Origin of the sequence: Parasphingorhabdus sp., assembly GCF_039977335.1 — a bacterium.
Taxonomy (GTDB): domain Bacteria; phylum Pseudomonadota; class Alphaproteobacteria; order Sphingomonadales; family Sphingomonadaceae; genus Parasphingorhabdus.
In genome coordinates this window covers 949,236-975,001 of the sequence record NZ_JBDWDI010000004.1, presented here as the reverse complement: position 1 = coordinate 975,001, position 25,766 = coordinate 949,236, and the positions used below count along the sequence as shown (strand labels likewise).

Below are 25,766 nucleotides of genomic sequence, written 5' to 3'. Positions count from 1 at the left end.
ATTTCTCTGTTCGGTACACTAGCTGAGAAGACAGAGATCTGACTGATGTTGGACGCCAGTTGGTTTGCGGCTGGCGTCCACTATTGAGGTGGAAGTCGGACAATCCGTTACGGACAAAAACTGGCACTTAAGTGAGATCTGAAGCTAAGCATGCTAGCGCTGGCTATCGAACGCGCTCGTGCATGAGATTGAAACTGAAGTGGCCATAGCGTCGTACTGACTATGCCCATTGCCATACACCCCCCACAATAGCTTCGTTGTCGCCAATGCCGACCATCAGAAGGCAAATTGCTCTTGATGCAGCTTGGATTCGTTGACACCGAGCTCACGAAGCGCGTTCTTGCTCCAATTCATCAAGGGGTCCGGTCCGCACAGGAACACCTCTCTGTCGGCCAACTCCTCGATTGCGTTTAAGTCCGAGAATTGAATGCGCCTTTGTGCAATATTCAGCGCAGCATCAGGAAATTTCTGGGTTAAAATATCAAGCGCAGTTTGAGCTTCTGATGAGGCCTCGCCCACGCTTTGAAAAGCAAGGATGCGAATACTGAGACTTTCTGGCAATGCATTGCTTGTCGCCAAAAAATGCCTCAAGACGTTGATGTCATCGCCGCGCCCGGAGAACACCAAGACGATCTCAGAAAACATCTGTTCGGGGAGGGTTTTTGTGACATTCTTTATCCCGTCCCACATCGCCATGAATGGGGTGATACCAACACCGCCCGCGACCCAGAGCATCTTCGCCGGAATAGTTGGGGCTCCGCCTGCCGGATCTGGAGTAAAGCAACTAAACCCGACACCAGCGCCCTTGAAGTCCACCTGCATTGGTTGCTCGATCTGTTGGGCCGCATACTTATGCAAGAAGTTGGACATCAGCCCGCCTGGTTTGCGCTTGACCGTCACACTGACCTGATTGGTTGATCGGAACAGGTTTTTCTCTGCATCAAACTCCGGAGCGTTTGAGAGAGTCCAGGTGCGAACAAAGTCTTCGTTCACCATTTGAGGATTGGCTTCATTCATGTGGCTATACCCAGAATCGAGCATCCCGGAGAAATCGAAGATGCCGAAGCCGCCCGGCATGGGCATTTCAATCTCTTCCGACAAATCAAAGGTGAATGTGCGAACGGTATCGGAGATTTGCCGGGTCGAAACGAGTGTTGCTCCAATCGGATTGGATGCCTCAACCGCATCAGCAATATGGCCCATCGCGTCCAATTCAGACCGAAGATATCGTACAGGAGGATTGTAAGGAGAATGCTGTTCTTCAGATAAAAGTCGCAGGTTCAGCGCGCCTTTTACAAACACCGCTCCAGTCACTTGGATGCGCGTAAGTAGGCCAACTCTCGGCATGATTGCTTCTGCTTCAGTATCGTACAAGTTTTCAGCATTGCCGGTGACGTAGAGAACATCGCCCGTGGTAAAATCGGGAAACGCCAACCCGACCTGCCTGTCGGTTTCGATGTTTCCCAATGACTGATAGAAACGGTTTCCAGAATGGTCTGGCAGGATCAGATAGGTGGTGACGCCGTCACCGCCCCTTTCTTCGTACACACGCACAAAGCCCGGAGCTCCACCGCGATGATTGAGCCCCATATCTCTTTGGTCGAGAGACGCATCATCACCATTCTCACTGTGTTTTGTCGCCAGAAACACTGTGCTTGCCCGAGCAATCAGGTCCTTTGAAGCATCTGGCAAAGCCGCTGTGAGCGCATCAAAGCTATCGAGGGCTAGCTCAGCCTCTCGAGCCTTATGCTCTAGCGAGCGGACCGTGATGTATTTGGGGCAATTGCCCAGATGCTGATCGGAGATCAGTCGCAGACTAACTTTGCCGATAGTGTCGAGTGAGATGGGCTCGATGAGTCCTGCCAGTTTGTTGCGCCGGCGATTGGAGAAATCCACCCCTACTCCGGCAAAAAGGCGGCGATCATCGTCAGAGGGTTCCTGGTCTGGTCCCAAAGCTCGAACGAAGGGATCGTAAGGACTCACTTCGGCGACAACGTCGGTCTGGTTACGGCCAGATGTCGTGACGCCAATGGAAGGGTCACTATCCGACGTGGTGACCAGAATGCTAGCCCATGGCCGACCCTGCTTATCCAGCGTCGCCAAGGGCAGGTAATCCAGTCCGGCAAAGAACTCCGCGTGCTGCTGAGGCATATCCTTTTCGATATGATCTGGCACCGATACTGAAAGCTCACGCGGTGTGCCACGGCGCTCTTGAACCAGCGCCTCGCCTCTATGCCATGGATGTCCTGCGGTCATTTTCGGTCCTTTCATCGACGATATTTGGCGCGGCTGACTTTTAGATCAGCCGCGCTCGCGATTGAGATCGCTGAATCACGGATTCTAACGTTACCTCCGGGACGGAAGATACCTAGTGCTACAATCATGATATGGCTCCCTTGGTTGGATTAGGCCGCAGCTGGTATTGGCGAACTTGCCATTGCAACAAAGCGTGGCTGCGCTTCCACGTTGCCTAACCAGTTGCGGATATTAGGATAGGCATCCAAGCTGACACCGCCTTCGGGTGCATGCGCGATATAGCTATATCCGGCCACATCTGCCAAAGTCAGGCGTTCTGCAACGAGGAAACTTTTGCCACCAAGATGCTTCTCCATGACTTCAAACAGAGCGTGCGATTTTGCGATGCAGGCTGCGTGATCGAATGGAGCACCAAAGACGGTGACGAGTCTCGCGCAGCACGGTCCTGCGAAGATTTCACCCGCTGCAACCGAGAGCCAGCGTTGTACTTGCCCCTTTTCAATTGGGTCTTTTCCAATCCATTCATCAGTGTCGCCATAGCGCTCACCCAGATAGGCGATGATACCGTTGGAATCGGATAGAGTAACACCATTATCGTCAATGGCAGGTACTTGACCAAACGGGCTGATCTTGAGGTATTCGGGCGCTTTATGGGCTCCATTGGTCATGTCCAGATCAATGGTCTCATAGGGAATGTCCAACAGCGCAAGCATCAATTCGGCCCGGTGGCTATGGCCTGATTTGGGGTTACGAAAAAGCTTTATGGGATTCGCATCGGCGGGCAAGTGAGTGTTCATTGGTAAGTCCTTTCATTAAAATTTATTTGCTTTGGTGGGGGCTTCAAAAATTGAATTCAGACAGGCTCGGATGATCGCCGGGTCGGCGGCCAAGTGGCCAGCGAAACTTGCGGTCCTGCTCGGCAATTGGGTGTTCGTTGATGCTGGCATGCCGCACGGCCATGTAGCCTTGGGCATCGAACTCCCAATTCTCGTTGCCATAGGCGCGGAACCAGTTTCCGCTGTCATCGCGATATTCGTAGGCGTATCGGACGGCGATGCGGTTGGCATCAAACGCCCAGAGCTCTTTAATAAGGCGATAGTCGAGTTCCGTTGCCCATTTACGGGTTAGGAATTCTTCGATCTGAGCGCGGCCGCTTGGGAACTCTGCGCGATTGCGCCATTTGCTGTCGGATGTGTAGGCAAGCGCAACTTTGGCCGCATCGCGAGAGTTCCAGCCATCTTCTGCGAGCCGGACTTTCTCGATTGCCGTCTCTTGCGTGAAAGGTGGCGGCGGTGCTCGGGGGGCTTCTTTCTGTTCCATCGTTTGACTCCTAGGTTGGGTGGGGAGGGAGGCCTGCGGTGGGGATCAGGGAGGGGGAAACGGCAGGCCTCCCTATGGGGTCAGGCGGCGCGGGCCGCTTCGACCACGGGGAAATCAATCTCCGTTCCAAACACCTCGTTGAGGTAGTTGGTCAGGATGTTATATCCGACGTGCCCCACGATCTCGAGGAGTTCGGCGTCGGTGAAGCCTGCGAGTTTGACCGCCGCGATGTCACCATCGGTAATGCGGCCGCGTTGCTCGGCAATCTTCAGCGCGAATTGTACTGCCGGATCGGCCTTTGCATCCGTCGAGCGTCCCTTGCGGTTGGCTTCGATCTCAGCCTCATCCAGTTTGGCAACGTTTTTGGCGATGTAAGTATGGGCGCTGTTGCAATAGCTACAGCCGTTAAAGTTCGCTATTGCGAGGGCAATACGTTCGCGCGTTGCCGCGTTAAGTGCGCCCTTTCCTAGCGCGCCATTCAAACCCAGCATGCCTTCAAGCGTGGCTGGGCTGGTTGCAACAAGGCGAAAGAGGTTTGGCACTGAGCCGATCGATCCTTCAACCGCTTCGAGGAGTGGGTGGGAACCTTCTGGTGCTTCAGAAACCTTAGCTGGGGTAGGAATGCGGGACATATTTTGTCTCCTTTTAATTTGGTGTCGTGCTGATACCGAAGGAGATAGAGTGATCTATATTGCAGAAGAATAGTGTGCTTTTAAAATAGATTATTTCATACATTGATAGTAATAGATCATATGGATCGAATTCAAGCACTAGAAGTTTTTGTGGCTGTGGCTGAAGCGCAGAGTTTTGCTGGCGGGGCCCGTGCGACCGGGCTCAGCGCGCCCTCCATAACTCGAGGCATTAATTCTTTAGAAGAACGGTTAGGAACGCGGCTCTTCACACGCACTACCCGGCGAGTACGCCTGACTGACATTGGCCAGGCATATCTTGAAGACGCCCGGCAAATCCTTGAACATTTACAAACCGCAAATGATACCGCTTCAGGTGCGGCAACCAATCCGGTTGGTCAATTGCGGTTAACCTGCTCGCATGAATTTGGGCGTATCTATGTGATGCCGATCCTCAGCGAGTTTCTTGACCTTTATCCTGACATTTCGGTTGATGTTGTCATGGGGGACCGCATCGTAAATCTGATTGAGGAAGGGTTTGATATTGCTGTGCGGATCGGGCACTTACCATCGTCTGATCTTTCTGCGGTCAAAGTAGGCCGCGTGCGAAGAGTGATTTGCGGCTCACCCGACTACTTTGCCAAGTATGGCATGCCTCGTTCTCCGGAGGACCTAAAGGCACACAGAACCGCCGCTATCCGTCCCGTCAGCCCATCTCCAGAATGGAGATTTGGCTACGATATGGATCAGGTGATCCGGATCGACTCTCGCTTGACAGTAAGCAGCGTGGCATCGGGTCTTGAAATAGCCCGAAAAGGTTGGGGTCTCACGCGCGTTTTATCCTATCAAATCGGTCCTGACCTTGAGAGCGGCGCAATGCAAACCGTGCTTGAAGATTTTGAGCCAGAACCCTTGCCCATCAACTTAGTTCATGTCGAAGGCCGCCGGGCAGCGGGAAAGGTCCGGGCGTTTGTTGACCTTGCATCGGAACGACTTCGCGCTGTTGCTGTGCTGAATTGAACGCGAAGTACCGGGCAAAATGAGAAGCCAATCAAGCGAGCGCGCCATCGGCTGATGCACATTTCGCTAAGTCTATGAATGCTCGCAATCGAGGCGGCATGTGACGCTTCGTTCGGTAGTTTAATGAATAACGCGCAAGCTGCGGGACCTGCCCTTCAAAAAGCGACAGCAATCGGCCCTGATCCAGCGCGTCTTTGGCGGCTTCTTTATAGACATAGGCAATGCCCAGACCGCTTTCAGCAAATTGTACCATGGATCGAAGATTGTTAATGGCGATCCGGCGCTTGGGATTGATTAAACGCGGGCCATTCGGCCCTTCGAAGGACCAGGGCGCGACATTTCCTGAGTTACCGAATGCAAAAAATATTCCATCGTGATCAAGTAAATCATCGGGGCTTTCAGGCGTACCGTTTTTTGAGAGGTAATCAGGCGATGCGACGACTGCCATCTTAAGCGCAGGTCCGACAGGTACAGCATGGGTGTCTTGCTCAAGAAGTGTGTTCGACCGGATCGCAGCATCGATACCGCTTGTAACCAGATCGACTTTCGCGTCGTCATAGATTAGTTCGATTTGCACGTCTGGATAGTCTTCTGCAAACTGCGCTAGAAGTCGATCCAGAAAAAATGGCCCAGCGCTATACGGCGCACTAAGCTTTAGCGTGCCTGCAATCACATCCTTGGCTTCATCAAGTTCCTGAATAGCTATCTCAAGATCGGACAGAGCCGGTAGGCTGCGCGAATAAAGCCTTTCGCCTGCAGACGTAAGCGCAACCGAGCGGGTAGATCGCTCAAATAGCCTAACGCCAATGCGATCTTCAAAACGCTGCACGGCTTCGCTGATTGAACCTGCCTGAAGGTTCAGACGCGATGCGGCAGCGCGGAACCCCTTTGCACGCGCAACTTCTGCGAAGACCGTAAGATCACTTAGCTGCTGTCGTTCCATTGTTCGATATTCCTTACAGTATGTTCAGTTAAATCACTATTGTTAGAACAATAACATTCATCTATTTCTATTGGCAAGTCAAAACCGCAACAAAGGAGTAACAACATGACTGAACGTGAAGAAATCGAAGCCGCAATTGAAGAGTGGAACGGCGGCCTTGACGGCGGCGACATTGAGCGGATGGTCGCCTCATGTCACGCGGACGTAATGACGATAAACGAGCGCCAGCCCGTTACTGTCGGAACTCAAGCAATCCGGGACAAGTACAATCCGCGTATCGCAGCAGCAGAAATCACCTCCGGTTATGACATCGAGGACCTGCAATTCTATGGCGACACGGCAATCGTATCAGGCCGGTTCTACGGAACCATGAAGATGCGCGACACTGGTGAAGTCAAAAAGCCTGAAGGTCGTTTGGTGCTTGGCTATAAGCGCGATGAGACCGGCGCATGGAAGATGTTCCTCGACATGGACAACAACGGGCCTGCGTAAGCGCCCTGTGGTCGCGCCGGTTCGGCGCGACCATATCTCCTCGACACTTACAGGAGCCAGACACATGACAACTCTGGAAACAGTCACCAAAGAGATTGTAGACCTACACGATTTCTTCACCGAATGGTTCAACGGCACGGCTCAGCGTGACCAGCTCGAGCCGCGTTTTCTATCGCATTTGCACGAAGACGTGCAATTCATCCCGCCAGAGGGCCAGGTCATGACCGGCAGCGTTCTGAAAGAGGGATTTGGGCGTGGCTACGGATCAAACCCTGACTTCCGCATCCAAATTCGGGACGTAGATGTCCGCTATGAACGCGGCAATTTGGTTCTCGCGACGTACACGGAATGGCAGACCGGCGCTGCTTTGTCTTCTGAGGCGAACAACGCGCGTGTCACCACTGTTCTTGTCGAAATGACCAATCCCGTGACGTGGCTGCACATTCAGGAAACATGGCTTCCCGATGCCGTGCGAAACGCAGGTTCGTTCGATTTCTAAAGCTACCGATAACTCTCAACCTAATACAGAAAGGGGCCTCCAATGACCCAACACATAGCACAGCAACCGCGCGAAATCGCCGACTGCGTCAGCGCTTATCTTCAAGAAGGCAATTTGGATGGGATCGTATCAATGTTCCACCCCGACTGCCTTGTGTTCTTTCCGCCAGATGCCCCGCCAAGCGTGGGCTTGGATGGAGCCCAAAAGGCCTTTGAAGGCTTCTTGGAAGTGCGTCCTAAGATCGAAAGTGATGTCTTTAGCGAAGTTGTTACGGGCGACACAGCACTTCTCCGGGCAAACTGGCGTGTTATCGCACCAGACGGATCGGTCATGGCGGAAGGTCAATCAACAGAAGTCGCGAAGAAGCTCGACAATGGTGGTTGGGGCTATTTAATTGATTGCCCCAACGGTCCGCCTAGCCTTGATCGAGAGACGACATGACCGATCAGAACTTCCATGAGCATGAGTTACACTTGCAGAACAAATTGGCTTTGCTGGATATACCGTTCGCAACCTTCGTTTGATCGTCAATCTTGCTGCATGCGCGCAAACGGAAACGATTTTTGGCAGTCGGCCGAAGGACCCCGAAATCACCTCTCTTCCAAATCTCATGAAGGCGCTCCCGCCCGAAGGAATCCGGGTGCATGTTCCTTTCCACATCCCCTATTCTGTGTTCCAAAAGCCAATTGAAAAAGCATTGCAGCTTGGACAATTTCAAACTGTAAAAATGGAAGACGGAACGCAGGTTCAGGCCCGCTTTGACGATGTTGAGGTTTTTGGTGCTGACGGCGGTAAGATTGCCATAGGGATAGGCCTTACCATTGAGGAACCCATAAGCTGGCTTGGCGATGTCGAGGGCAAAATTTGGATATTGGCAAGGCCGCGCCTGGACCTTGCTAACAAGATTATTGGAATTTCCAATCTGTCCGTCGTCAGCCGAACCAATAGTCGTTTGTTTAACAAACTGGTTGGTGTGGTCAGCAAAGATGAAATCGACAGGGAGTTTATCCGCAAGATAAGCTACGATTTTTCAAATAACTATGATGATGGCCTGCAAAAAGCCGACGAATGGCTAAAGGCAGAACCGCTCGAGGAGCTCGTATTCAGAGGTCGCCTTATCAGTGCCGATCTCGAGCGCTTGCATATCATGCCCGAAGGATTGATCGTTCAAGCGCCCGCCGTGGGGGATGGAAGAATGTATTATGCACCCAAGGAAGCTGCGTCACTAGTTGCCAAAAGGCGCGAGCGCCGCGCGGTGAGAAAACGAAACAAAAAAATTATTCAATAAAATTGATACTGCGTCTGTTTGAAACAGGGCGCTGTTTCTTTGATCTCGAGTTCTTTTCTCGGCGGCCTACAGAATGGTTTTTGGGTTTTCTGAATGTTCATTTCCTAATGTCCGCTTTTTCGCCCAAGGCAGACACTAGCGTTTTGACCGCAATATCCCGTTAGCGGAAATTAGCTTTCACCGCGTCTAACGTCTGAACGTGGGTGGTTAGCGGACGTTGCCATTCTGAAGCTTGATCCCTATTCAAGTCCGATGTTTAAAGCTGAACCACAAGACGGTCTACCCCCCTACGGACCTCGCGCGATAGCTTTTCCCGATGCAAGTGCTTTCCGGGAGGGATATGTCGTCAAGTTCACTACTGACAGTGGCGAGGAGTGGGTGGGAAACTTCGCTACTTTTCATAAAGACGGTCTAAGCACGATTCATGTAGAACTGGGACCACGCGCCGTGTTCGTCATAACTGGTAGCGTCGGCTATATGGTCGATATTCAGGCGAAACTGGTGCGTGAAATTGGGTTCGGGATAACTCACAGCTGGTTTGAAGATAGTCTGCAAGCCATCGTGATTTCCAACGGGCTTTCGTTTGAAGCATTCAATGAGGATCGGCTGCTCTGGGAAAGTCGCCGGTTCTCATTTGACGGCATCCGCAATATACAACAGCATGACCTGTCCGTTACAGGAGAGGCCTATGATCCCACATCAGGCGCCGACTGCTGGTTACCGTTTCATCTCGATCTGGTCACTGGAGATGTCAAGGGAGGCTCGTGTTTCAACTGAGGAGACTAAACGACTGCTATTCGGGTGCTTGCTGACAATCAACTAACCAACTTCTAGTGTCCGCTTTTGCGCCCAAAGCGGACACTAGAAGTTGGTTGATAATTTATCTTATGTGAAGGTTGATAAAGCTTGCTTCTGCAAGACCTTGAGAGCGACCTTCAGCTTGAGCAATTAAGCCCTACCGACGGGCTATGGTAGAACAGGGCATCGGAACGGTGGATCGCAAATAGCCTACACAGACCGGAGTTAGCACCCGAACCAAATTAACTACGGGGATCACTTTCAATCATATGAGGCCTCTTGCTTTCCATAGGTCTTTGCCATCATCAGTCGCTTCCTTGTGATTGCTGGCTTCGATGAGTTTGGAATATGCGGTGTTTTGGGAGAGGAAAATTTGTCCTGATAACTCGTCTAGAAAATGCGACCTTTGAAGCCGGTCCATGACTGGTCCTTTCACTTCGGAAAGATGTAGGCTTATGTTGGAATCATCAAGTCGGTGGTTAACCGCTTCAATGCTTTCCAGTGCGGATGCATCAATGGCGTTAACTGCCGAGCACATCAGGATCACGTGGCGGACATCTCTATGGTCCGCGACCTGTTCCAAAATAAATTCTTCCAGCCAGCGTGCGTTGAGATAGGTCAGGCTTTCATCGATCCGGATCGTCAATATGCGCGGATCGGTAAATACGTTGTGGCGGTCAATGTTACGAAAATGCTCAGTCTCTGGCACGCGTCCAACAATTGCGGCATGGGGCCGCGAACTGCGCCATAAAAATAGAGCGAGGCTAAGAGCCACTCCGGCTATAACGCCCGGTTCAACGCCAGCGAGAAGGGTAATGCAAATAGTTGCTGCCATCGCTGAGAAATCGGTCTTGGAATAGAGCCAGATGGTGCGCGGCGTTTTTAGATCGACCAGACTGAGCACGGCCACAATGATCGTTGCTGCGAGTGTGGCGATGGGGAGCGATGCCAGCAATGGGGTCAGAAACAGAGCAGCGACGGCGATACCAACTGCCGTAAAGGCACCGGCGGCTGGCGTCTCTGCCCCTGCGTCAAAATTGACCACTGATCGGGCAAATCCGCCTGTGACAGGATAGCCGCCGGAAAATGCTGCCGACAAATTGGCCGCGCCCAAACCAACAAGTTCCTGATCCGGATCGATAAGCTGGCGCCTTTTGGCGGCCAGAGTTTGCCCAACCGATACAGATTCAACAAAGCCAATGATGCTAAGCAGTAGGGCCGGAATGGCGAGCGTTTTCCATAGTTCAAGGTCAATTAACGGCACGGAAAAAGGTGGCAAGCTTTGCGGGATATCACCAACGACCTTTACGCCTCTGGCCTCTAATCCCAAAGCTATGGTGGCAATTGTCGACACCGCAACGGCGGCGATCGGACCTGTTTTAGCGGTCAATTCTGCTGCGCGCGCTTTCAGGCCGAGACGCATCAGAAGCGGCTTTAATCCTCTGCGGACCCAGAATAAAAAAGCGGTGGCGAGCACGCCGATGACAAGGGTTGGTATATTCACGGTGCCAATTGATGAGAATAGACTTGAAATAAGCTCCGGCATTGCAGCGCCGTTGGCTTTGATACCAAGAATGGACTTTAACTGGCTGGTTGCAATGATGATGCCGCTAGCGGTTATGAACCCTGATACCACTGGATGCGACAGCAGATTGGCCAAAAAACCAAGCTTGAATATTCCCATCAGCAGCAGGAACAGACCCGACAGCAACGCCAGTACTAAAGCGGCCGCGATAAATTGAGGGCTTCCGGGCGGCGCGATAGTACTCGCTGCGGTCAATGTCATGAGCGATACCACCGCAACAGGGCCCACAGCCAACGTTCGGCTGGTGCCAAATATTGCATAGGCAATCAGTGGCATGATCGATGCGTAAAGTCCGATTTGCGCAGGCAGCCCTGCGAGCATGGCATAGGCAAGGCTTTGCGGAATCAGCATGATCGTAACAATTATTGCTGCGACCCCGTCGTTGGTCAGAGTCGTAGAATTATACGATCGGCCCCATTCGAGGATCGGGAAGTATCTGGAGATTTTCATCTGTGCGTCAATCCGCGTCAATTTGATGCGGTTTGACCATCCATTCGCGCCCCTTGAGCATTCCGTGCCAGTAAACTGGAGGCAGTATCGTATCTTTCAACAACCATGCAAGCCGAGAGGGGCGTGTTCCATCGATTAGCCAGGTAGGAAAGCTGGGCAACAGCTTGCCGCCATATCCGAACTCCGCAAGAACGATCTTGCCACTTTCCACTGTCAGCGGGCAGCTTCCATAGCCATCATAATCGGCTGCGGGCGGCTTGCCTTCCAAAGCGGCTAGCGCATTCACCGCCACCACTGGAGCCTGCTTGCGCGCCGCCGCCATGGTTTTGGCATTGGGCGCGCTACAGGCATCGCCGAGCGAATAAATATTTGGATATTTTATGTGTCGCAATGTTGCCTGGTCAACATCGACAAACCCGTTTTCTGCTGCCAGCGGACTCGATCGAATGAAATCGGGAGCGGATTGGGGTGGGACGACATGGATCATGTCAAATGTTTCTTGGACGCGCTTCGTTTTGTCACCGGTTTTTTGTTCAAAAGTCGCGATCTTGGCCTCGCCATCAACAGCAACAAGCGTTGATTCAAAGTTCAGATGCGCATTATAGCGTTCCACATATTCCATCAGCGCTGGGACATATTCCTTCACACCAAACAGTACCCCGCCGGCATTGTGGAACTGCACATCGATATTGTGCAAAATGCCCGCCTTCTCCCACCGGCTGCAGGATAGATACATCGCCTTTTGCGGTGCACCGGCACATTTGATCGGCATGGGCGGCTGCGTGAAGAGCGCGCGGCCCTTCGCTAGGTCCTCGACCAGCTGATTTGTATAAGGCGCGAGATCATGGCGATAGTTGGAGGTGACACCGTTTTCTCCCAGGGCTTCGGGCAAGCCCTCTATCGCCTTCCAATCCAATTTGATTCCCGGGCAAACGATGAGCACATCATAGCCAATTTGCTGGCCATCAGCGGTGACAACAAGGTTGTTGTCGGGATCGAATGCTTCTGCTGCGGCCTTGATCCATTTGGCACGACCGGGGATCAGGCGTTTTTCCTCACGCCTGGTGAAGTCCACGGAGAATATACCGCCGCCAACCATTGTCCAGCCGGGCTGATAATAGTGAACGTCAGACGGTTCTATGATTGTCAGGCTTACTTTTTTGTTGCGTTTGAATATGCTTGAGGCGGTTGCAATGCCCGCTGAACCACCACCGACAATGACGATGTTGAACCTGCTTTGCTCCTTTGCTGCGCCTGATTTCGTAATTTTCCCATCACTTGCCATTAGACATCCTTCCCGGTGATTTTCATGGATCAATTGGTAACGCGATGCACAGCCATTCCCGCCAGCATGGCGATAACGAACGCTAAAGCTGGCAGAGGATTGATGGCCAGATCGGCCAGTCCCGGACCGGGGCAGAGGCCGCTAATGCCCCAACCAGCGCCAAAAAGAACCGCTCCAATCGCCAATTTGCCATCTATATTTACTGTTCCGGGTAACGAAAAATGAGCGTCTGCAAATGGCTTTTCGACCCGCCGCTGAATAAACCATGCAATAGCCATTGGAATGATCGCTCCACCCATCACAAAGGCGAGCGTTGGATCCCAACTACCAAACAGATCAAGAAAGCCCTGAACCCGCGATGGATCGGACATGCCGGAATAGGCAAGGCCAGCGCCGAATATGCTCCCGGCGACAAGGGCTATTGCAAGGCGGATCATAACAAACCACCAAAGCGCATCAGCGCCACCGTTATAAAACCACTGGCCATAAATATAGCTGTTGCAGTGAGCGAGCGCCGCGAGAGCCTCGACATCCCGCAGACACCGTGACCACTGGTACATCCCGAACCAACCCGCGTGCCGAACCCGACGAGCAAGCCGCCCAAAATCATCGGGATCACCGATGGTGGAAACCGCGTTACGACGCCGCCAGTTGCAAGCGACACCAAAAACGCGCCCAAAGGCAGACCGATAACGAAAGCTATCGCAATGTTTCTCGGCGCACCGCTGTCCGCAATGCCTGTCGCCCGTGCGGCAAGTCCGCTGACGCCTGCGATACGGCCAAGGCCAAGCAGCATCAGGGCCGCAGCGATCCCGATCATCAGACCTCCAATGAGGCCTTCAACCGGCATTGCGTGAGGAAAAGCGGCGAGCATCAGACGCCGTTCAGCGGAAGTTTGAGATAGCGCACACCATTATCCTCGGCAGGCGGTAGATGACCCGCACGCATATTGATTTGGACCGATGGCAGGATCAGACGCGGCATATCGAGCGTTTTGTCACGCGCGGTACGCATCTTGACAAAGTCATCCTCGCTCACCCCGTCATGGGCATGAATATTGCCTTCCCGCTGTGCGGCGACCGTGGTTTCCCAAACATATTGGTCGCGTCCTTCCGGCAGATAATCGTGGCACATGAAGAGGCGCGTGGTTCTGGGAAGCTCCAATATCCGGCGGAGCGAACGAAATAGCTGCCGCGCATCACCACCCGGGAAATCGGCCCGTGCAGAGCCATAATCAGGCATGAACATGGTATCGCCAACAAACACCGCATCGCCGATCACATAGGCTATGTCAGCCGGTGTGTGGCCGGGAACATGCATGACGGTCACATCAATATTGCCAATGTTGAACGTGTCGCCATCGGTAAAAAGATGGTCGAAGTCCGACCCATCGCGTTGAAATTCCGTTCCAGCATTAAACAGCTTGCCGAACACCTGCTGGACAGTGACGATATGCTCGCCAATGGCAATTTTTCCGCCAAGTTTTTCCTGTAAGTAGGGTGCTGCCGAAAGATGATCCGCGTGGGCATGCGTTTCCAGAAGCCACTCAACCTCCAGGCCTTGCTCTTTCACATAGTTGATCACCTGGTCAGCTGAATCGAAAGACGTTCGTCCTGACGCGGCATCAAAGTCAAAAACACTGTCGACGACCGCTGCCTTTTTCGTCTCTTCGTCGTGGACAACATAGGTGACCGTGAAGGTCGGTTCGTCAAAAAATGCCTTGATAATCGGGATGTTCCGTTGCGCCGAAGACACTTGATTCGACGCATGGGTAAGTACTGGGTCGGTCATCGGATATCCTATTATATTCATATTTACATAAATCATGTAATACACTATACGTGTTGCGTCAATGGGACGGCGATGCCAAACGGGTGCCAGAGGAAGACTTGATGACAGAAGAACAACCAAATACCCCAGCAATGCTGCGCGTTGGCGACAAGATACCGGACTTTGAGGCACGCACCACACATGGCCCGATCAAGCTGTCCGATTATCGTGGTCGCTGGTTGATTTTCTTCTCCCATCCGGCTGATTTTACGCCAGTATGCACAACCGAATTTGTTGCGCTCGCGCGCAAAGCCGACGCCTTTGAAAAACTGGATTGCGCTCTGGTTGGTCTATCGGTTGACAGTCTATACTCGCATCTCGCTTGGGTTCGCGTCATTCAGGAACAATACGGGGCGGAAATATCCTTTCCGATTGTTGAAGATCCAAGCATGGCCGTCGGCAAAGCATTTGGGATGATCGACGACAATGCAACGGACTCTATCGCTATGCGAACAAGTTACTTCATTGATCCGGAGGGCACCATTCGGGCAACGACCTGTTACCCCTATAATGTCGGGCGATCGGTCGATGAAATGATCCGCCTGCTCACCGCTTTGCAAACGGTTGCAGACGGGGAATTTCTCACCCCCGAGGGGTGGCAGCCCGGCGATGATCTGCTTGCGCCGCCGCCAGTCTCGATTGCGGATATTGATTATGGTGAAGACTGGTTCTGCAGGAAGGTGAAACCGGAATGACCGCGCTCTTCGAAAGCCGGGAAATGGCCGATCGCGCCAGCGAAAAATTGAAAGTCTATGCGCAGCCGCAGCGATTGATGATCCTGTCATTTCTCGCAGGCGGAGAGAGTACGGTCAGTGACATCGACAACGCAACGGGCATCGGACAACCTGCGTTGAGTCAGCAATTAGCGGCGCTCAGACGTGCTGAAATTGTAAAAACGCGCCGGGATGGAAAGCAAATTTGGTACGAACTAGCCGATGATACCGCACGCCTGTGCGTTAACACCATGGAAGTCATATTGAAGGACGAGCCGGATAAGCAGCAACTTTTGGCAGCTGCAATACCTAACGCATTGTTAAAAAAAAGAAAGTCGGCGACCGCCGGCACGGCTGGTTTTGCCAAAATTCTCTAGACGCTGCCGAAACATTTCCGATCAATTCATCAAAAGCTGTCGCCGACGAGAGCAAGTTAATTTTTCAGCCGTTAGACCAGGATCGAGTAGATCGCGTTCAAGCGGTTGGAGGCTTCCAATGAGAAAGTCGAACTTGGATTCGTCCTGTTCAAAAAGATTAAGGAATTGAAGTCTGATTCCGATGTCGCGAAAAAGGCCGCGCTTTCGGGACAAAAAGCCGTGATCAAGGCCTCTGCAGCAACGGCCGATACAAGTCAGGCTGTGGCAGTCGCGGCGAAAGAAATATGGGAGAAAGAGACGGGGAATATTAAGCCGGAAGAGTGACCATTCGATATGGTCTATAGCCGACTTTCGGGATATAGCGGACATCGCCGTACTGCTCTTCAAGACCGGTATCGCAGTTACCCCGCTTAGCCGTTATTGTTTAACTGTTCCCCGTCAGCGATCGATAGGACAGATGGTGCTTAAGAAGACACGACGCTAGCTTCCGTTATGGGCGCAAAAGCGGACATTTAGAAAACACTTGTAACTAGTGATTTTCCCTGCAAATTTACCAGAAACAGGAAAAAACTGCGTGAGACCCGTTCGCCACAGACTGCGTCGCGCACCACTTTTTTCTCATAATCTGATATTTTGTAGATTGCGGTTTCGATCATGGCGATAGATGGCCTGGTTATGCCGTATTCTGGGTGATGATACTTCAGTTCGTGACCTCAGAGAACTTTAGAATCGGATAATCCACGTGAATGCCGCATAATTCTCTGTTCGCTATAAGAGAGGTCGCGGTGCATGTAGGGGATTTGGTTGTCTAGGAGCGGATGGCTGCTGGAACGAATCCAAGAAGAGCTCGCTGCTCATCCCGCTGAACCGGCAAGCTGCCAATGCGAACCTGCTTTCGAAGGTAGTGGAGGTTCTTTGCCTTCGTTATCAGATGTGCTTTGCAGAAATTGGCGGGTATCCCTTATCTCTCAATAGAAAGGAGATGCTTGGTGCGGCGGATGATGACTTTTCTTAGTGTAATCCTTCTAGGATGTACTGCCAGTGCCGCGACGCCGCTGGAGCAGCAATCGATGGCCATGAACCAACAGAAGTTTGAACAATTGCTGTCCAAGGTGTCAGACGGTTGGAATGCGAAGGACACGGAACTCGCCTTAAGCGCATTTGCAGATAGTGCCTTGTACACGGAGCCGCCTGACCGTCAGATGTATCAAGGTACAGAAGAACTTCGCATCTTTTTCGACAGGATAACACCCGGCGCGACAATGATCTGGCAAAACATCTGGTTCAATTCGGATACTGGCTATGGTGCCGGAGAATATTCCTTCAAAAATGGTGGTCGCAAAACGGCTGCGCATGGCGTTGCCGTTATCACGCTAGAAAAAGGAAAGATCAAAATCTGGCGCGAATATCAGCAGCGCGGCGACATCGGCTTTGAGGCTTTTCACAATCCCAAAGATAAAAACTGGCAAACGACGGTGGATGATCTGTAGAATTTACCGATCCACGAAAAGAATCAAGATGACCGATCAAGTGGCTGCGCTCCCGAATTCCATTCGGACTTGGGATATAGAAAGACCCTCTAACGATCGATCGGAAAGGCCGGCAATCGATAGGGAACCGGCGTTGACTGAATGATTGAGGTATCAGTCATTGCGAAAGGAGATAGTTCATCAACAAGCGCTTCCAGGTCACCAACAGACTGAACATGTGCGCGCGCGATATAGCAATCACCACCCGTAACGCGGTCGCAACGGACGATTTCTTCCAAACCTTCGACAATGGCTAGGACCTTTTTCATCTTTCCAGGCACTGGTTGAATTCTAATATAGGCTGAGACGGATAGTCCGATCGCAACAGGGTTCATGATCGCGGTATAGCTCTGGATGACTTCCTCTTCTTCCAGCCGTTTCAATCTTTCAGACACACTTGGGGCGGAAAGACCCACTTTTCGAGCAAGCTCCGCCAAGCTTAATCGCGCATTGCCGACAAGTAGTTCAAGGATTTGAGCGTCCGTCGCATCCAGCGGGCCTGTCTGATGTCGTTGTCGCTTCATAGATTATCTCCGAATCCAAGGAATAAACTCAATATTACCTTGGAGTACCTATAGTATATACGATATCTATCGACAAAAATGAGAAAAATAGCTCCTCAACCCTGTGAATGAGAGACAATGAGCATTGATCTATGGATCGCATATTGCGTCACCAGTTTTTTGATAACAATCTCTCCTGGACCGATTGTCTTGTTCGCGATTCAGTCAGTTCAAACTCATGGACTCAGCGCAAGTGTTCTTCTGATTCCAGCCGTCATCCTCGGAGATGCAACGGCCATGGCACTCTCGCTCTCCGGCCTTGGTGTTTTACTCGAAGCTGTGCCTAGCCTAGCAACAGCGGTCAAAGTCCTTGGTGCAACTTTTCTGATCTGGATCGGGATGCAGGGATTGAGGAAGTCCAATATCGATATCGATCAGCTGCCCCAAGTAGGATCACGATCACTGTTCCTTACAGCTTTCGGTCTGGCGGCTCTTCATCCCGGAGCCTTTGTCTTTTACGCCGCCTTCTTTCCTCAATTTCTTGTCTTGGAAGACAATATCTTCATCCAAGCAACCTTACTAGGCGTTGTATTTTTGACAATTGCAGCTCTTACCCTCAGTCTTTGGATGGTCTCAGCTGCAGTCATGATGAGCTCACTCGCTCAATGGCCGATACAGGCGCACTTGGCACGCATTTCGGGCTTGCTGATGATCGCTGTTGGTGTGATCAGCGCAGTTGCGGCATTGAGAAATACGTTTTGATGATAGGAACTAGAACATGACTACCAATGTTGTTCTGCACTCGAATGCAAATCGTGGCGTGACCTTTTTCGTGATGCTGCTTTCTCTGATATATGCTCCAGTACTTGCAGCTAAGCCGGTAGAGCAGCAGAAGCTGCTTGCAGATGACGGCGCATCAGAAGATTTTTTCGGCTTCAGTGTAGCGATCTCGGGTGACACCGCAATAATAGGAGCTTTCAGAGCTGACGACGAAGATATCGGCATAGATGCCGGTTCGGCCTATATTTTCACACGTAGCGAAACCATCTGGCGCCAACAAGCGAAGCTCACCGCCAGTGACGGGGCACCAAGCGATACTCTGGGAGGTAACGTAGCAATTTCAGGGGACACCGCGGTAGCTGGCGCTATAGGCCATGATCAAAACGGTGATAACTCGGGCGCTGCCTATGTGTTCACTCGTTCCGGGACGACCTGGAACCAGCAGACTAAACTCACCGCTGCAGATGGCGCTGAGGGCGATGCATTTGGCCAAAGCATCGCACTTTCCGGCGATACTCTTGTTATTGGCGCGCCGCATGACGATGATAACGGCAATGGCTCTGGCTCAGTCTATGTGTTCACACGCTCCGGAACAACTTGGCACCAACAAGCAAAGCTTACGGCAGCTGACGGAGCAGATGGTGACCTTTTTGGGATCAGCGTCGCTCTTTCCCCCAATACTATCTTGGTCGGTGCTGATTTGAATGATGAAAAAGCCATTGATGCGGGCGCAGCATATGTCTTCACTCGGTCGGGCGACAGCTGGAGCCAGCAGGCCAAGCTTAGCGCTGCCGACGGCGCACAAACCGACATCTTCGGCGTACGAGTGGCCCTGTCCGGCGATACCGCCTTAATCTCGGCCCGCCGAGACGATGACGAAACTATGGGCGTTGATGCGGGCTCAGCCTATATTTTCACCCGTACCGGGAACAGCTGGCGCCAGCAGGCGAAGCTCACCGCCTCTGATGGAGCAGCGGACGATAGATTTGGCCGCGATGTTGGGCTCTCTGGGGATACGGCGTTAATTGGCGCTATGCATCGAGACGATCAGGGTGAGAACTCGGGTTCAGCTTATGTGTTCAAACGCTCTGGCGACGTCTGGAACCTTCAGACCAAGCTTACCGCTGCCGATGGCGCGGCCGGTGATCTATTTGGTTGGAGCGTTGCGCTCTCTGAAAATGCTGCACTGATAGCGGCCACTCGCAATGACGACAAAGGCAATGAAGCAGGCTCAGCTTACATATTTGATATTTACGGCGACTAACGCACCTGAGCTGCTGCAAGAATCCAGTCCAGGCCGGCTAAGAAATCGTCCACTTTCGGTCCCGTTTATTTGGGCCTCAGGTTTTCAATAATCTGTGCGTCCACCCAATAAATATCCCCTTCTGCAGGGGGTACAGTTCTGTTGAAAAATAGATATTTTCCGTCAGGGGTCACATAAGCACTGGCTTCCCGGCCGATCGTATTAATCTCCGGACCCATGTTGATAGCGTCACCCCAAGAGCCGTCTTGCTGTTTGAAGCTAATCCATAGGTCAATCCCGCCAAATCCCCCATCTCTTTCTCCATCCCAGATTATGTAGGATTCATCGGGCGCGATGAAGGGATGGGCATTCAACTTTCCGGTATTTATTTCTTTGCCAAGCGGTCTGGGTTCTTCGCGTTTGCCATCCTTGAGCGTGGAAATGCGAATGACATTGTCTCCTTTGTAGTCGTCAAGGATATAGGTGCCGCTGGCGGATGCTGATAAACGCATGATACCCAAGTCTTCCCGGTCAAACATGGGGCCAAGGCTTTTTATTTCTGACCAGCCGTTGTCAGTGCGCTCCATATAATATTTACCCAAATGCATGGTCTTGCCATCTGGCGATATGTTCGGGCGCCACACTCTTGGCCTTATGACAGACTCGCGCCATCGATTATTTTCTGATCTGTAAGAAATTAGCGACCATTTTTCAGATTCAAGATTCTTCCTTGTAAAATAGAATTCCCTCATATCGGGAGAGAAAAAGGGGCTAAAATCACGATGCTCTGTCGAGACAATTCCGGGAGCAAAAACTTTGGGCGTTGAACCTGGAGGCGTTTGCCCGAGATACGGCCCCCTGAGTTCTGTAGACTCAGTCTTTGCAAGACCTCCGCGAGATTTGGCGATCTGGCTGGTAAAGGCAGGCAGGATCCTTTCTGCCGTAATCTGCATGGTTTTGTCATCTCTTTCATGACCGGTGGTAACGACCATCAGATCAAGCTCATCAATCAAAATGATATATTGGCCGCCACCGCCTTGCGCCGATCTAGTGAAATAGATCCTGTCGCCGACTTTCATTTCTGCCTGCCACCAATAATAACCATAGCTGGGGTTGGAAACGTTGTTTCCCGTGAAGAAGATGTCATCATTACCTATGCGGACAATGCTGTTTGTTGATCTAGCTATAAACCTTTCTGGGATTAGCTGCTCGCCATTCCATTTGCCTTCATTCTTGGCCAAAATTCCCCACTTGACCATATCGCGCGACGTCATTCTGGCGCCGGAGGGGGCGCTCGGCAAGCCACTTACATCCGTACGCCAGATATGATCTGCAATGCCTATTTTCCCCAAGAGTTCAGTCTTGATAAAATCTTTGGCTGTGCCTGGTACTACGGCGTCGAGCACTTGCATCACCAACTGCGGATCCCGTCCTTGATAAAGAAAGCTCTGAGAATCCGACGAAATAGGCGCACTGCGTTCAAGATACGTCTGAACTTGACCCTGACCTCTTAGCCAGTCGGGGTTCTGGTTGATTTCTTCCTTCTGTTCTTCACTGAAGCGGAGACCGGAACGCATCGTCATTGCCTTGTGAAGGGTGATTCTTTCTGCGCCTTCGACAAATTTTTCGGGGTCTAATTGATTTAGAAAGCCGGTCAGAGGTTTATCGAGATCTGCCATTGTGAGATAACCCATCTGGATCGCACGGCCGATAGCCAAATTTGTGTAAGCCTTGGTTGTTGAAGCTTGATAGTGCGGCAGGTTGACTCGGCCGCGAGAATAATAAGACTCAAACAGTAGCTTGCCTTTGTGGACAATGAGTAGGCTGTCGTAGCTACCATGTTTGCCTTCCGCCATCTCCTGAGCCAGCTTGACGATAATGTCTTTCTGGCCGCCATCGACGCCCAACTCACCTAATGCGAGCGCGTCCTTGCGGTCGGTCGGCGTGGTATCGATAAAGGCTTTGTCGAGATCGGGAATATCCCTGAATGAGAGCGTCGCTTCTTCGGCCGTGGCCTCAGGTGCGAGGCCATCGTCTACATCCGATTTTTTTGCCGCACCTGCTGTGGCAAAGCTGCTCAATAGAGCGATGGCAACTAAATTTTTGAACGTCGATCTGATAGTCATATTAGTCCTCAAAAACTGTTCATCATTTTGTCATTCTACAAGCGCGAAAAATCACTCGCTGTTCAGCTGCGATAACCATTTTATACTGCGCATTGCAGCCATGCCGAGCTCGTCAAGATTTTGCTCTGGCTCATCGAGCAGCAGAATTTTGGGTTTGCTTACCAAAGCGCGCGCCAGGATGATCCGCGCACGTTCACCCGCGCTCAAATTAGTGCCCTGTTCATGCACTGCGCGGTCCGCATGCAATGCCGCGTCGGGATTATTGATCATGATCCCGGTAATCCGCGCTGCATCCTGAATATCGCTATCCGATGCCTTGGCGCAGCCATAGGCGATGTTGGACCAGATTGTTCCACGCATCAGTGGCATCAATGGCGATGCAATCGAAATTGTCCGGCGCAATTCGCCCGTGCGGATGGACAAGATATCACGGCCATCCAAAAAAATCGTACCGCTATCCGGATCAATCAGCCGCTGCGCCAAACGCAAAAGGGTGGTCTTGCCGGTACCGCTGCGGCCTTTGATCGCGATAACCGCGCCCGGTGCAGCACAAGCGCTGAAATTTTCGATCACCGAACCGGAACTGATATTTTCAAAGCGTAATTCACCACGGACCGGCCCTAATGCTTTGCGGCTCGTGGAAAGCGCAACGGCCGGCCCTTTTTGAAAGATCGAACCGATTTTCTCTCGCGCAACGCTGGCATTTTTCCAATATTCAAACAGACGGCCAAACCCATTCAGGGCAGGAGCCGCTAGCGAAACAATACCAAAAGCGGCAACAATCTCGCCCATCGTGGCGACACCATTGTAAACAGCATAGGCACCCATACCCATGGCCGCGACCAATGTCATGCTGGCCACCAGATAGCCGAGTGCTCGAACCAGTCCGGTTGCCGACGCGCGATTGATCATCGCATTTTGCAGGCTCTTGGATTGGCGGCGGAGTTTCTTGCGCTCGGTCCGACGCTGACCAAAGGCCTGGATCATCACCATGTTGCCCAGCTTTTCTGCAATATTGCCAGCGATATTACCGCGACGACGACGCGCTTCGCGGATGGTGCGATCAACCCGTTTGCCAAGCAAAAGGATTGCGATGATACCCACGCTCATTGCAGCGAATGAAACCAGCCCGATCATCGGATTGATAACGGTAAGGAAAATCAACGCACCGACTAATATCGTCATCGCGACAATTCCGCTGGCAATGCCCATGCTAACCCACTGACGCAATGCGGTCAGGTCATTGACAAAGCGGAGCATGACAATGCCTTTGCGCAGTTCTTCTATCCCGCGGGCGGACATGCCGTTGATGTGACTGAAAATCCGCATCCGGGTTTCAAAAACATAATCCTGACCCAGCCGCTCCATATCGATGCGTTCCCGCCATTTCAGGGCTGCGATCACCATGGCCAGACCGGCCATGATGATCGCGGGGGAAACCAGAGTGGCGAGACTGCTATCGGCAACAGCTTGCATGGCATCAAATTGCGATTTTAACGCCAGACCGATGCCGCCAATAGCAGCCGCTTGCGCGAAACCATTCAGAACAAGCTGAAAGAGTATCGTTCCGCGCGTGCGGTTAAATAATTGCGGCAAACTGCTCATCGGAAAAATCCTTTGCAAGTCCAAGGCCCGTCGTGATGCCGACAGGTGCTGCAGTTTCGGCTGGTTTCGCTGGCTTCATGATCAGACTGAGAACTTTCTCGTTCTTCTCGAACTCAGAAAGGGTTAGCGCTGGCAAGCCAGTCGCAGCCGCCGCTTCCTTGGCTGCCAAATCCGATGCAGTAAGCGCACCGGAAACGGCACTCGGGATTAATCCCAACGCTCGCAAGTGGCGGACACCGGCAAGCGCGCCCATCGGATCACCGCTAGCGAACAGGACACTGTCGACCATGTTCTGGAATTTCGGTGACCTCATCAACAGATCAGTCTCGGTCTGAAACAGGCCGTCGGCAATTTCCGCGATGATGATATCGCAGGATTTTGCCGCCTGAGCATAAAGTGTATCCGCGATATTTTGCAGCTGCGACAGATTAAGCCCGACCGTGGCGGCATGGCCAGCATCGGTGAAATCGATCGTCACTTTTGCGCCTGAGTCTTTGTAGAACCAAAGATCTCCGCCTGCACCTGTGCCGGTTATCTTGATCGCGCCGACTTTAAGGCCAGCGCGTTTCGCAACCCGGATAATGGCCGCGACGGTCGTCGTCTTACCGGCATTCATGCCAGATCCAACCACCAAAGCCATATGAGGACGGACAGTGCGGTCAATGGCAGCTTTTGGCAAAGCGTAATCCATCACATTCATCGCACTGCCATCTTCCCGGCATAATATACCGAGCGGTTCGATCGCCGTTGGCTTTTTCGTGCTGCTGTGGCGCGATAACAAGGTCGCGGCAATACCACCTGCGGCCACCAGCGAACATGGCTCGACCGCCTCGGGGACTTTGCCTTCAAACTGATCAGTGGCGTAGCGGTTGGAATAAGCGATGATGATCATATCGCCGGGGAACATCCGTGCGCGGCGACCATCTGTCTGCTCAATCCTTTGGTGATGGCCAAGCTGTTTCACCCGGGCAACGCAAAGATCGCCATTGCGCGGTTTCAAATCACTTCGATACCCTTTCGCGTCCTCGATATTAACGTTGCGGGTAACAAAAGCCCGTTTCGCTGTCTTGAAGTTCAGTGTCTCTATTTTATCGACTGTCATCTTTATAACCCTTCTTGTAATGCAATCCGCTTTGATCCTCCTGCGATCACAGCTCGGTAATTGCCCCGCTGCCAGATCGCGGCAAATTGACTTGGATGTAAACTGGGTTAGGCGTTCTTTAAGCGCAGTTTCATTATGGATTCACATGATCTTCATGTTCATGACGGCCACCTGAACATTTGCGTTAATCGCTCATGAACACAGTCACTTCCATTCATCTAACTGTAATATAACGGGGATCGATAAGACCGCTTTTACCTACTATCGATCGATTCGGATTCATGATCAACGCAATAGCGTGAAGCCGTTCAGCAAACGCAGGCGATCTTGAGAGTGCATTGACGCGACAAGTTTGGAGAGCGTTCCGTGGTTGTTTTGTAATTTCTATCTAAACAGCGTTACCTGTTTTGCGCTCTATTATTCTTCAGTTGGTTGCCAATCGCCGCCCAATGCCAGGTTCAACGCCGTCCATTGATCAATTCTCTGCCTTTTGACTGAGACGAGATTGCGTTGTGCTTCAAACAGTCTTTGTTGAATGTTCAGTACATCAATAAGGTCTGTTTCGCCTTCCTTATACTGCTGCTCGGTCAACCGATAAGCTTTTGTCGATTTGTCAGCTGCATCTTGTAGATTCTGCTGCCTTTTCTGTAAAACTTGCGTTTGATCAAGGCCGCCTTCTACTTCTTGCAGTGCATTCAAGGCAGCGCTCGCATGGCAGCCCGCTGGTTGGCGTCTGCCTCGTCAACCGCGGCATCGCGCAGACCGCCGTCGAAAATGGGTTGCAACACATTACCAATAATCGACCAAATCAGGTTGGGGCCGTTCAATATGTCCGCCAAATCGTTTGAAACTCCACCCAGATTGCCGGTAAGGGTTACTAGCGGTAAGCGTGCTGCTTTGGATTGATCCAGGCTGGCAAAAGCCGCAGCCACACGGCGTTCTGCTGCAATAATATCAGATGGCAGGCAGGCATTTGATAAACCCTGACCTAGGCAGGATGGCATCATCAGTGAGCGATCGCAGTGGTCAGCGCCACTAGGAAAGCTAAGTTGCGACAAAGGCATAGTTGCATTTTTGTATCAGTTGTCCGTCACGAATGGTCACCTTGGAATTTAGTTCCGGGTTGAAAACGGTTGTAAGAACAGCGCAACCTTATAAGTCCGTCCATCGATTATCACGATATACTCGATCCCTTTTCGACTAAACATGAACACCGATTTCAGCAGAAATCCTATAATCTGCTCATCGGGTTAGTTGCGATTCCTATATTTTCGAAAGTGAAAACTGCTCAAGAGATTTTGGTATTACAAATTGGTATGCATTTAAAATGTATATGGTATGTAAATTAGGTTGACAATAGTATCAGACCGCGTCATTTTCCAAAAAAATAAGA

The 25,766-nt window shown here is 51.8% G+C and carries 28 protein-coding genes; 12 read left to right on the top strand and 16 right to left on the bottom strand.

Annotated features, from left to right (window positions below):
• Positions 1 to 276 precede the first annotated feature (276 nt).
• From ABJM21_RS11965 to ABJM21_RS11950, 4 genes are all read right to left on the bottom strand, one after another.
• Positions 277 to 2,256 (bottom strand): hypothetical protein, encoded by a 1,980-nt coding sequence (locus ABJM21_RS11965; protein WP_348300921.1) that lies wholly within the window; start codon positions 2,254 to 2,256, stop codon positions 277 to 279.
• Between the two features lie 149 nt (positions 2,257 to 2,405).
• A complete protein-coding gene (locus ABJM21_RS11960; RefSeq protein ID WP_348300922.1) occupies positions 2,406 to 3,053 on the bottom strand; it encodes a glutathione S-transferase in 648 nt (215 codons plus the stop codon).
• Between the two features lie 43 nt (positions 3,054 to 3,096).
• The gene (locus ABJM21_RS11955; RefSeq protein ID WP_348300923.1) at positions 3,097 to 3,576 is read right to left on the bottom strand and encodes a nuclear transport factor 2 family protein; all 480 of its coding nucleotides are present in this window, start codon (positions 3,574 to 3,576) and stop codon (positions 3,097 to 3,099) included.
• 80 nt (positions 3,577 to 3,656) lie between these two features.
• Entirely contained in the window at positions 3,657 to 4,208 is a 552-nt protein-coding gene (locus tag ABJM21_RS11950) for a carboxymuconolactone decarboxylase family protein (RefSeq protein ID WP_348300924.1), read from the bottom strand.
• A gap of 120 nt (positions 4,209 to 4,328) precedes the next feature.
• Here ABJM21_RS11950 and ABJM21_RS11945 point away from each other — a divergent pair, with 120 nt between their 5' ends.
• Entirely contained in the window at positions 4,329 to 5,225 is an 897-nt protein-coding gene (locus ABJM21_RS11945) for a LysR substrate-binding domain-containing protein (protein ID WP_348300925.1), read from the top strand.
• Positions 5,226 to 5,256: 31 nt separating this feature from the next.
• Here the strand turns inward: ABJM21_RS11945 and ABJM21_RS11940 are convergent, their stop codons facing one another.
• Entirely contained in the window at positions 5,257 to 6,168 is a 912-nt protein-coding gene (locus tag ABJM21_RS11940) for a LysR family transcriptional regulator (RefSeq protein ID WP_348300926.1), read from the bottom strand.
• Between the two features lie 105 nt (positions 6,169 to 6,273).
• Between ABJM21_RS11940 and ABJM21_RS11935 the strand changes: the two genes are divergently transcribed.
• From ABJM21_RS11935 to ABJM21_RS11915, 5 genes are all read left to right on the top strand, one after another.
• Positions 6,274 to 6,660, top strand: coding sequence for a DUF4440 domain-containing protein (locus ABJM21_RS11935; RefSeq protein ID WP_348300927.1), 387 nt, complete (start codon positions 6,274 to 6,276; stop codon positions 6,658 to 6,660).
• Between the two features lie 64 nt (positions 6,661 to 6,724).
• Positions 6,725 to 7,159, top strand: a complete 435-nt coding sequence (locus ABJM21_RS11930; protein ID WP_348300928.1) for a hypothetical protein — start codon at positions 6,725 to 6,727, stop codon at positions 7,157 to 7,159.
• A 42-nt stretch (positions 7,160 to 7,201) separates the two neighbouring features.
• Positions 7,202 to 7,600, top strand: coding sequence for a nuclear transport factor 2 family protein (locus ABJM21_RS11925; RefSeq protein WP_348300929.1), 399 nt, complete (start codon positions 7,202 to 7,204; stop codon positions 7,598 to 7,600).
• A 43-nt stretch (positions 7,601 to 7,643) separates the two neighbouring features.
• Entirely contained in the window at positions 7,644 to 8,447 is an 804-nt protein-coding gene (locus ABJM21_RS11920; RefSeq protein ID WP_348301674.1) for a DUF4403 family protein, read from the top strand.
• Positions 8,448 to 8,894: 447 nt separating this feature from the next.
• The gene (locus ABJM21_RS11915; RefSeq protein ID WP_348377256.1) at positions 8,895 to 9,224 is read left to right on the top strand and encodes a hypothetical protein; all 330 of its coding nucleotides are present in this window, start codon (positions 8,895 to 8,897) and stop codon (positions 9,222 to 9,224) included.
• Between the two features lie 286 nt (positions 9,225 to 9,510).
• Here the strand turns inward: ABJM21_RS11915 and sulP are convergent, their stop codons facing one another.
• The 5 genes from sulP to ABJM21_RS11890 are packed head-to-tail and all read right to left on the bottom strand — an operon-like array spanning position 9,511 to position 14,356.
• On the bottom strand, positions 9,511 to 11,280 hold the full coding sequence (gene sulP, locus ABJM21_RS11910) for a sulfate permease (RefSeq protein WP_348300931.1): 1,770 nt from the start codon (positions 11,278 to 11,280) through the stop codon (positions 9,511 to 9,513).
• 7 nt (positions 11,281 to 11,287) lie between these two features.
• Positions 11,288 to 12,565, bottom strand: coding sequence for an FAD/NAD(P)-binding oxidoreductase (locus ABJM21_RS11905; protein ID WP_348300932.1), 1,278 nt, complete (start codon positions 12,563 to 12,565; stop codon positions 11,288 to 11,290).
• 29 nt (positions 12,566 to 12,594) lie between these two features.
• Entirely contained in the window at positions 12,595 to 13,002 is a 408-nt protein-coding gene (locus ABJM21_RS11900) for a DUF6691 family protein (RefSeq protein WP_348300933.1), read from the bottom strand.
• Positions 12,999 to 13,439, bottom strand: a complete 441-nt coding sequence (locus ABJM21_RS11895) for a YeeE/YedE thiosulfate transporter family protein (RefSeq protein WP_348300934.1) — start codon at positions 13,437 to 13,439, stop codon at positions 12,999 to 13,001. The genes ABJM21_RS11900 and ABJM21_RS11895 overlap by 4 nt, the downstream gene beginning before the upstream one ends.
• Positions 13,439 to 14,356, bottom strand: coding sequence for an MBL fold metallo-hydrolase (locus ABJM21_RS11890; protein WP_348300935.1), 918 nt, complete (start codon positions 14,354 to 14,356; stop codon positions 13,439 to 13,441). The genes ABJM21_RS11895 and ABJM21_RS11890 overlap by 1 nt, the downstream gene beginning before the upstream one ends.
• A 101-nt stretch (positions 14,357 to 14,457) precedes the next feature.
• Between ABJM21_RS11890 and ABJM21_RS11885 the strand changes: the two genes are divergently transcribed.
• The 4 genes from ABJM21_RS11885 (at position 14,458) to ABJM21_RS11870 (ending at position 16,975) form a co-directional block, all read left to right on the top strand.
• Positions 14,458 to 15,090 (top strand): peroxiredoxin, encoded by a 633-nt coding sequence (locus tag ABJM21_RS11885; RefSeq protein ID WP_348300936.1) that lies wholly within the window; start codon positions 14,458 to 14,460, stop codon positions 15,088 to 15,090.
• Entirely contained in the window at positions 15,087 to 15,485 is a 399-nt protein-coding gene (locus ABJM21_RS11880) for a metalloregulator ArsR/SmtB family transcription factor (protein ID WP_348300937.1), read from the top strand. Before ABJM21_RS11885 ends, ABJM21_RS11880 begins: the two co-directional genes overlap by 4 nt.
• 165 nt (positions 15,486 to 15,650) lie before the next feature.
• The gene (locus ABJM21_RS11875; protein ID WP_348300938.1) at positions 15,651 to 15,809 is read left to right on the top strand and encodes a hypothetical protein; all 159 of its coding nucleotides are present in this window, start codon (positions 15,651 to 15,653) and stop codon (positions 15,807 to 15,809) included.
• Positions 15,810 to 16,483: 674 nt separating this feature from the next.
• Complete coding sequence (locus ABJM21_RS11870) at positions 16,484 to 16,975, top strand: nuclear transport factor 2 family protein (RefSeq protein ID WP_348301675.1); 492 nt, start codon at positions 16,484 to 16,486, stop codon at positions 16,973 to 16,975.
• Positions 16,976 to 17,064: 89 nt separating this feature from the next.
• Here ABJM21_RS11870 and ABJM21_RS11865 read toward each other — a convergent pair whose 3' ends face one another.
• Positions 17,065 to 17,538 (bottom strand): Lrp/AsnC family transcriptional regulator, encoded by a 474-nt coding sequence (locus ABJM21_RS11865; RefSeq protein ID WP_348300939.1) that lies wholly within the window; start codon positions 17,536 to 17,538, stop codon positions 17,065 to 17,067.
• A gap of 117 nt (positions 17,539 to 17,655) precedes the next feature.
• On the opposite strand from ABJM21_RS11865, the gene ABJM21_RS11860 reads away from it, so the two are divergent.
• Positions 17,656 to 18,279, top strand: coding sequence for a LysE family translocator (locus ABJM21_RS11860; protein ID WP_348300940.1), 624 nt, complete (start codon positions 17,656 to 17,658; stop codon positions 18,277 to 18,279).
• A gap of 16 nt (positions 18,280 to 18,295) precedes the next feature.
• Positions 18,296 to 19,561 (top strand): FG-GAP repeat protein, encoded by a 1,266-nt coding sequence (locus tag ABJM21_RS11855; RefSeq protein WP_348300941.1) that lies wholly within the window; start codon positions 18,296 to 18,298, stop codon positions 19,559 to 19,561.
• A gap of 65 nt (positions 19,562 to 19,626) precedes the next feature.
• Here the strand turns inward: ABJM21_RS11855 and ABJM21_RS11850 are convergent, their stop codons facing one another.
• The 5 genes from ABJM21_RS11850 to ABJM21_RS11830 all read right to left on the bottom strand — a co-directional run bounded on the left by ABJM21_RS11850 (position 19,627) and on the right by ABJM21_RS11830 (position 25,380).
• Positions 19,627 to 21,621 carry a serine hydrolase gene (locus tag ABJM21_RS11850; RefSeq protein ID WP_348300942.1) on the bottom strand — a complete coding sequence of 665 codons (1,995 nt, stop codon included), beginning with the start codon at positions 21,619 to 21,621 and terminating at the stop codon, positions 19,627 to 19,629.
• Between the two features lie 96 nt (positions 21,622 to 21,717).
• Entirely contained in the window at positions 21,718 to 23,271 is a 1,554-nt protein-coding gene (locus ABJM21_RS11845) for an ABC transporter ATP-binding protein (protein WP_348300943.1), read from the bottom strand.
• The gene (locus ABJM21_RS11840) at positions 23,246 to 24,373 is read right to left on the bottom strand and encodes a DUF1611 domain-containing protein (RefSeq protein WP_348300944.1); all 1,128 of its coding nucleotides are present in this window, start codon (positions 24,371 to 24,373) and stop codon (positions 23,246 to 23,248) included. The genes ABJM21_RS11845 and ABJM21_RS11840 overlap by 26 nt, the downstream gene beginning before the upstream one ends.
• 417 nt (positions 24,374 to 24,790) lie before the next feature.
• Positions 24,791 to 25,072 (bottom strand): TolC family protein, encoded by a 282-nt coding sequence (locus tag ABJM21_RS11835; RefSeq protein WP_348300945.1) that lies wholly within the window; start codon positions 25,070 to 25,072, stop codon positions 24,791 to 24,793.
• Positions 25,069 to 25,380: a TolC family protein gene (locus ABJM21_RS11830; protein ID WP_348300946.1), complete on the bottom strand. Its 312-nt coding sequence runs from the start codon at positions 25,378 to 25,380 to the stop codon at positions 25,069 to 25,071. Before ABJM21_RS11830 ends, ABJM21_RS11835 begins: the two co-directional genes overlap by 4 nt.
• Positions 25,381 to 25,766 lie beyond the last annotated feature (386 nt).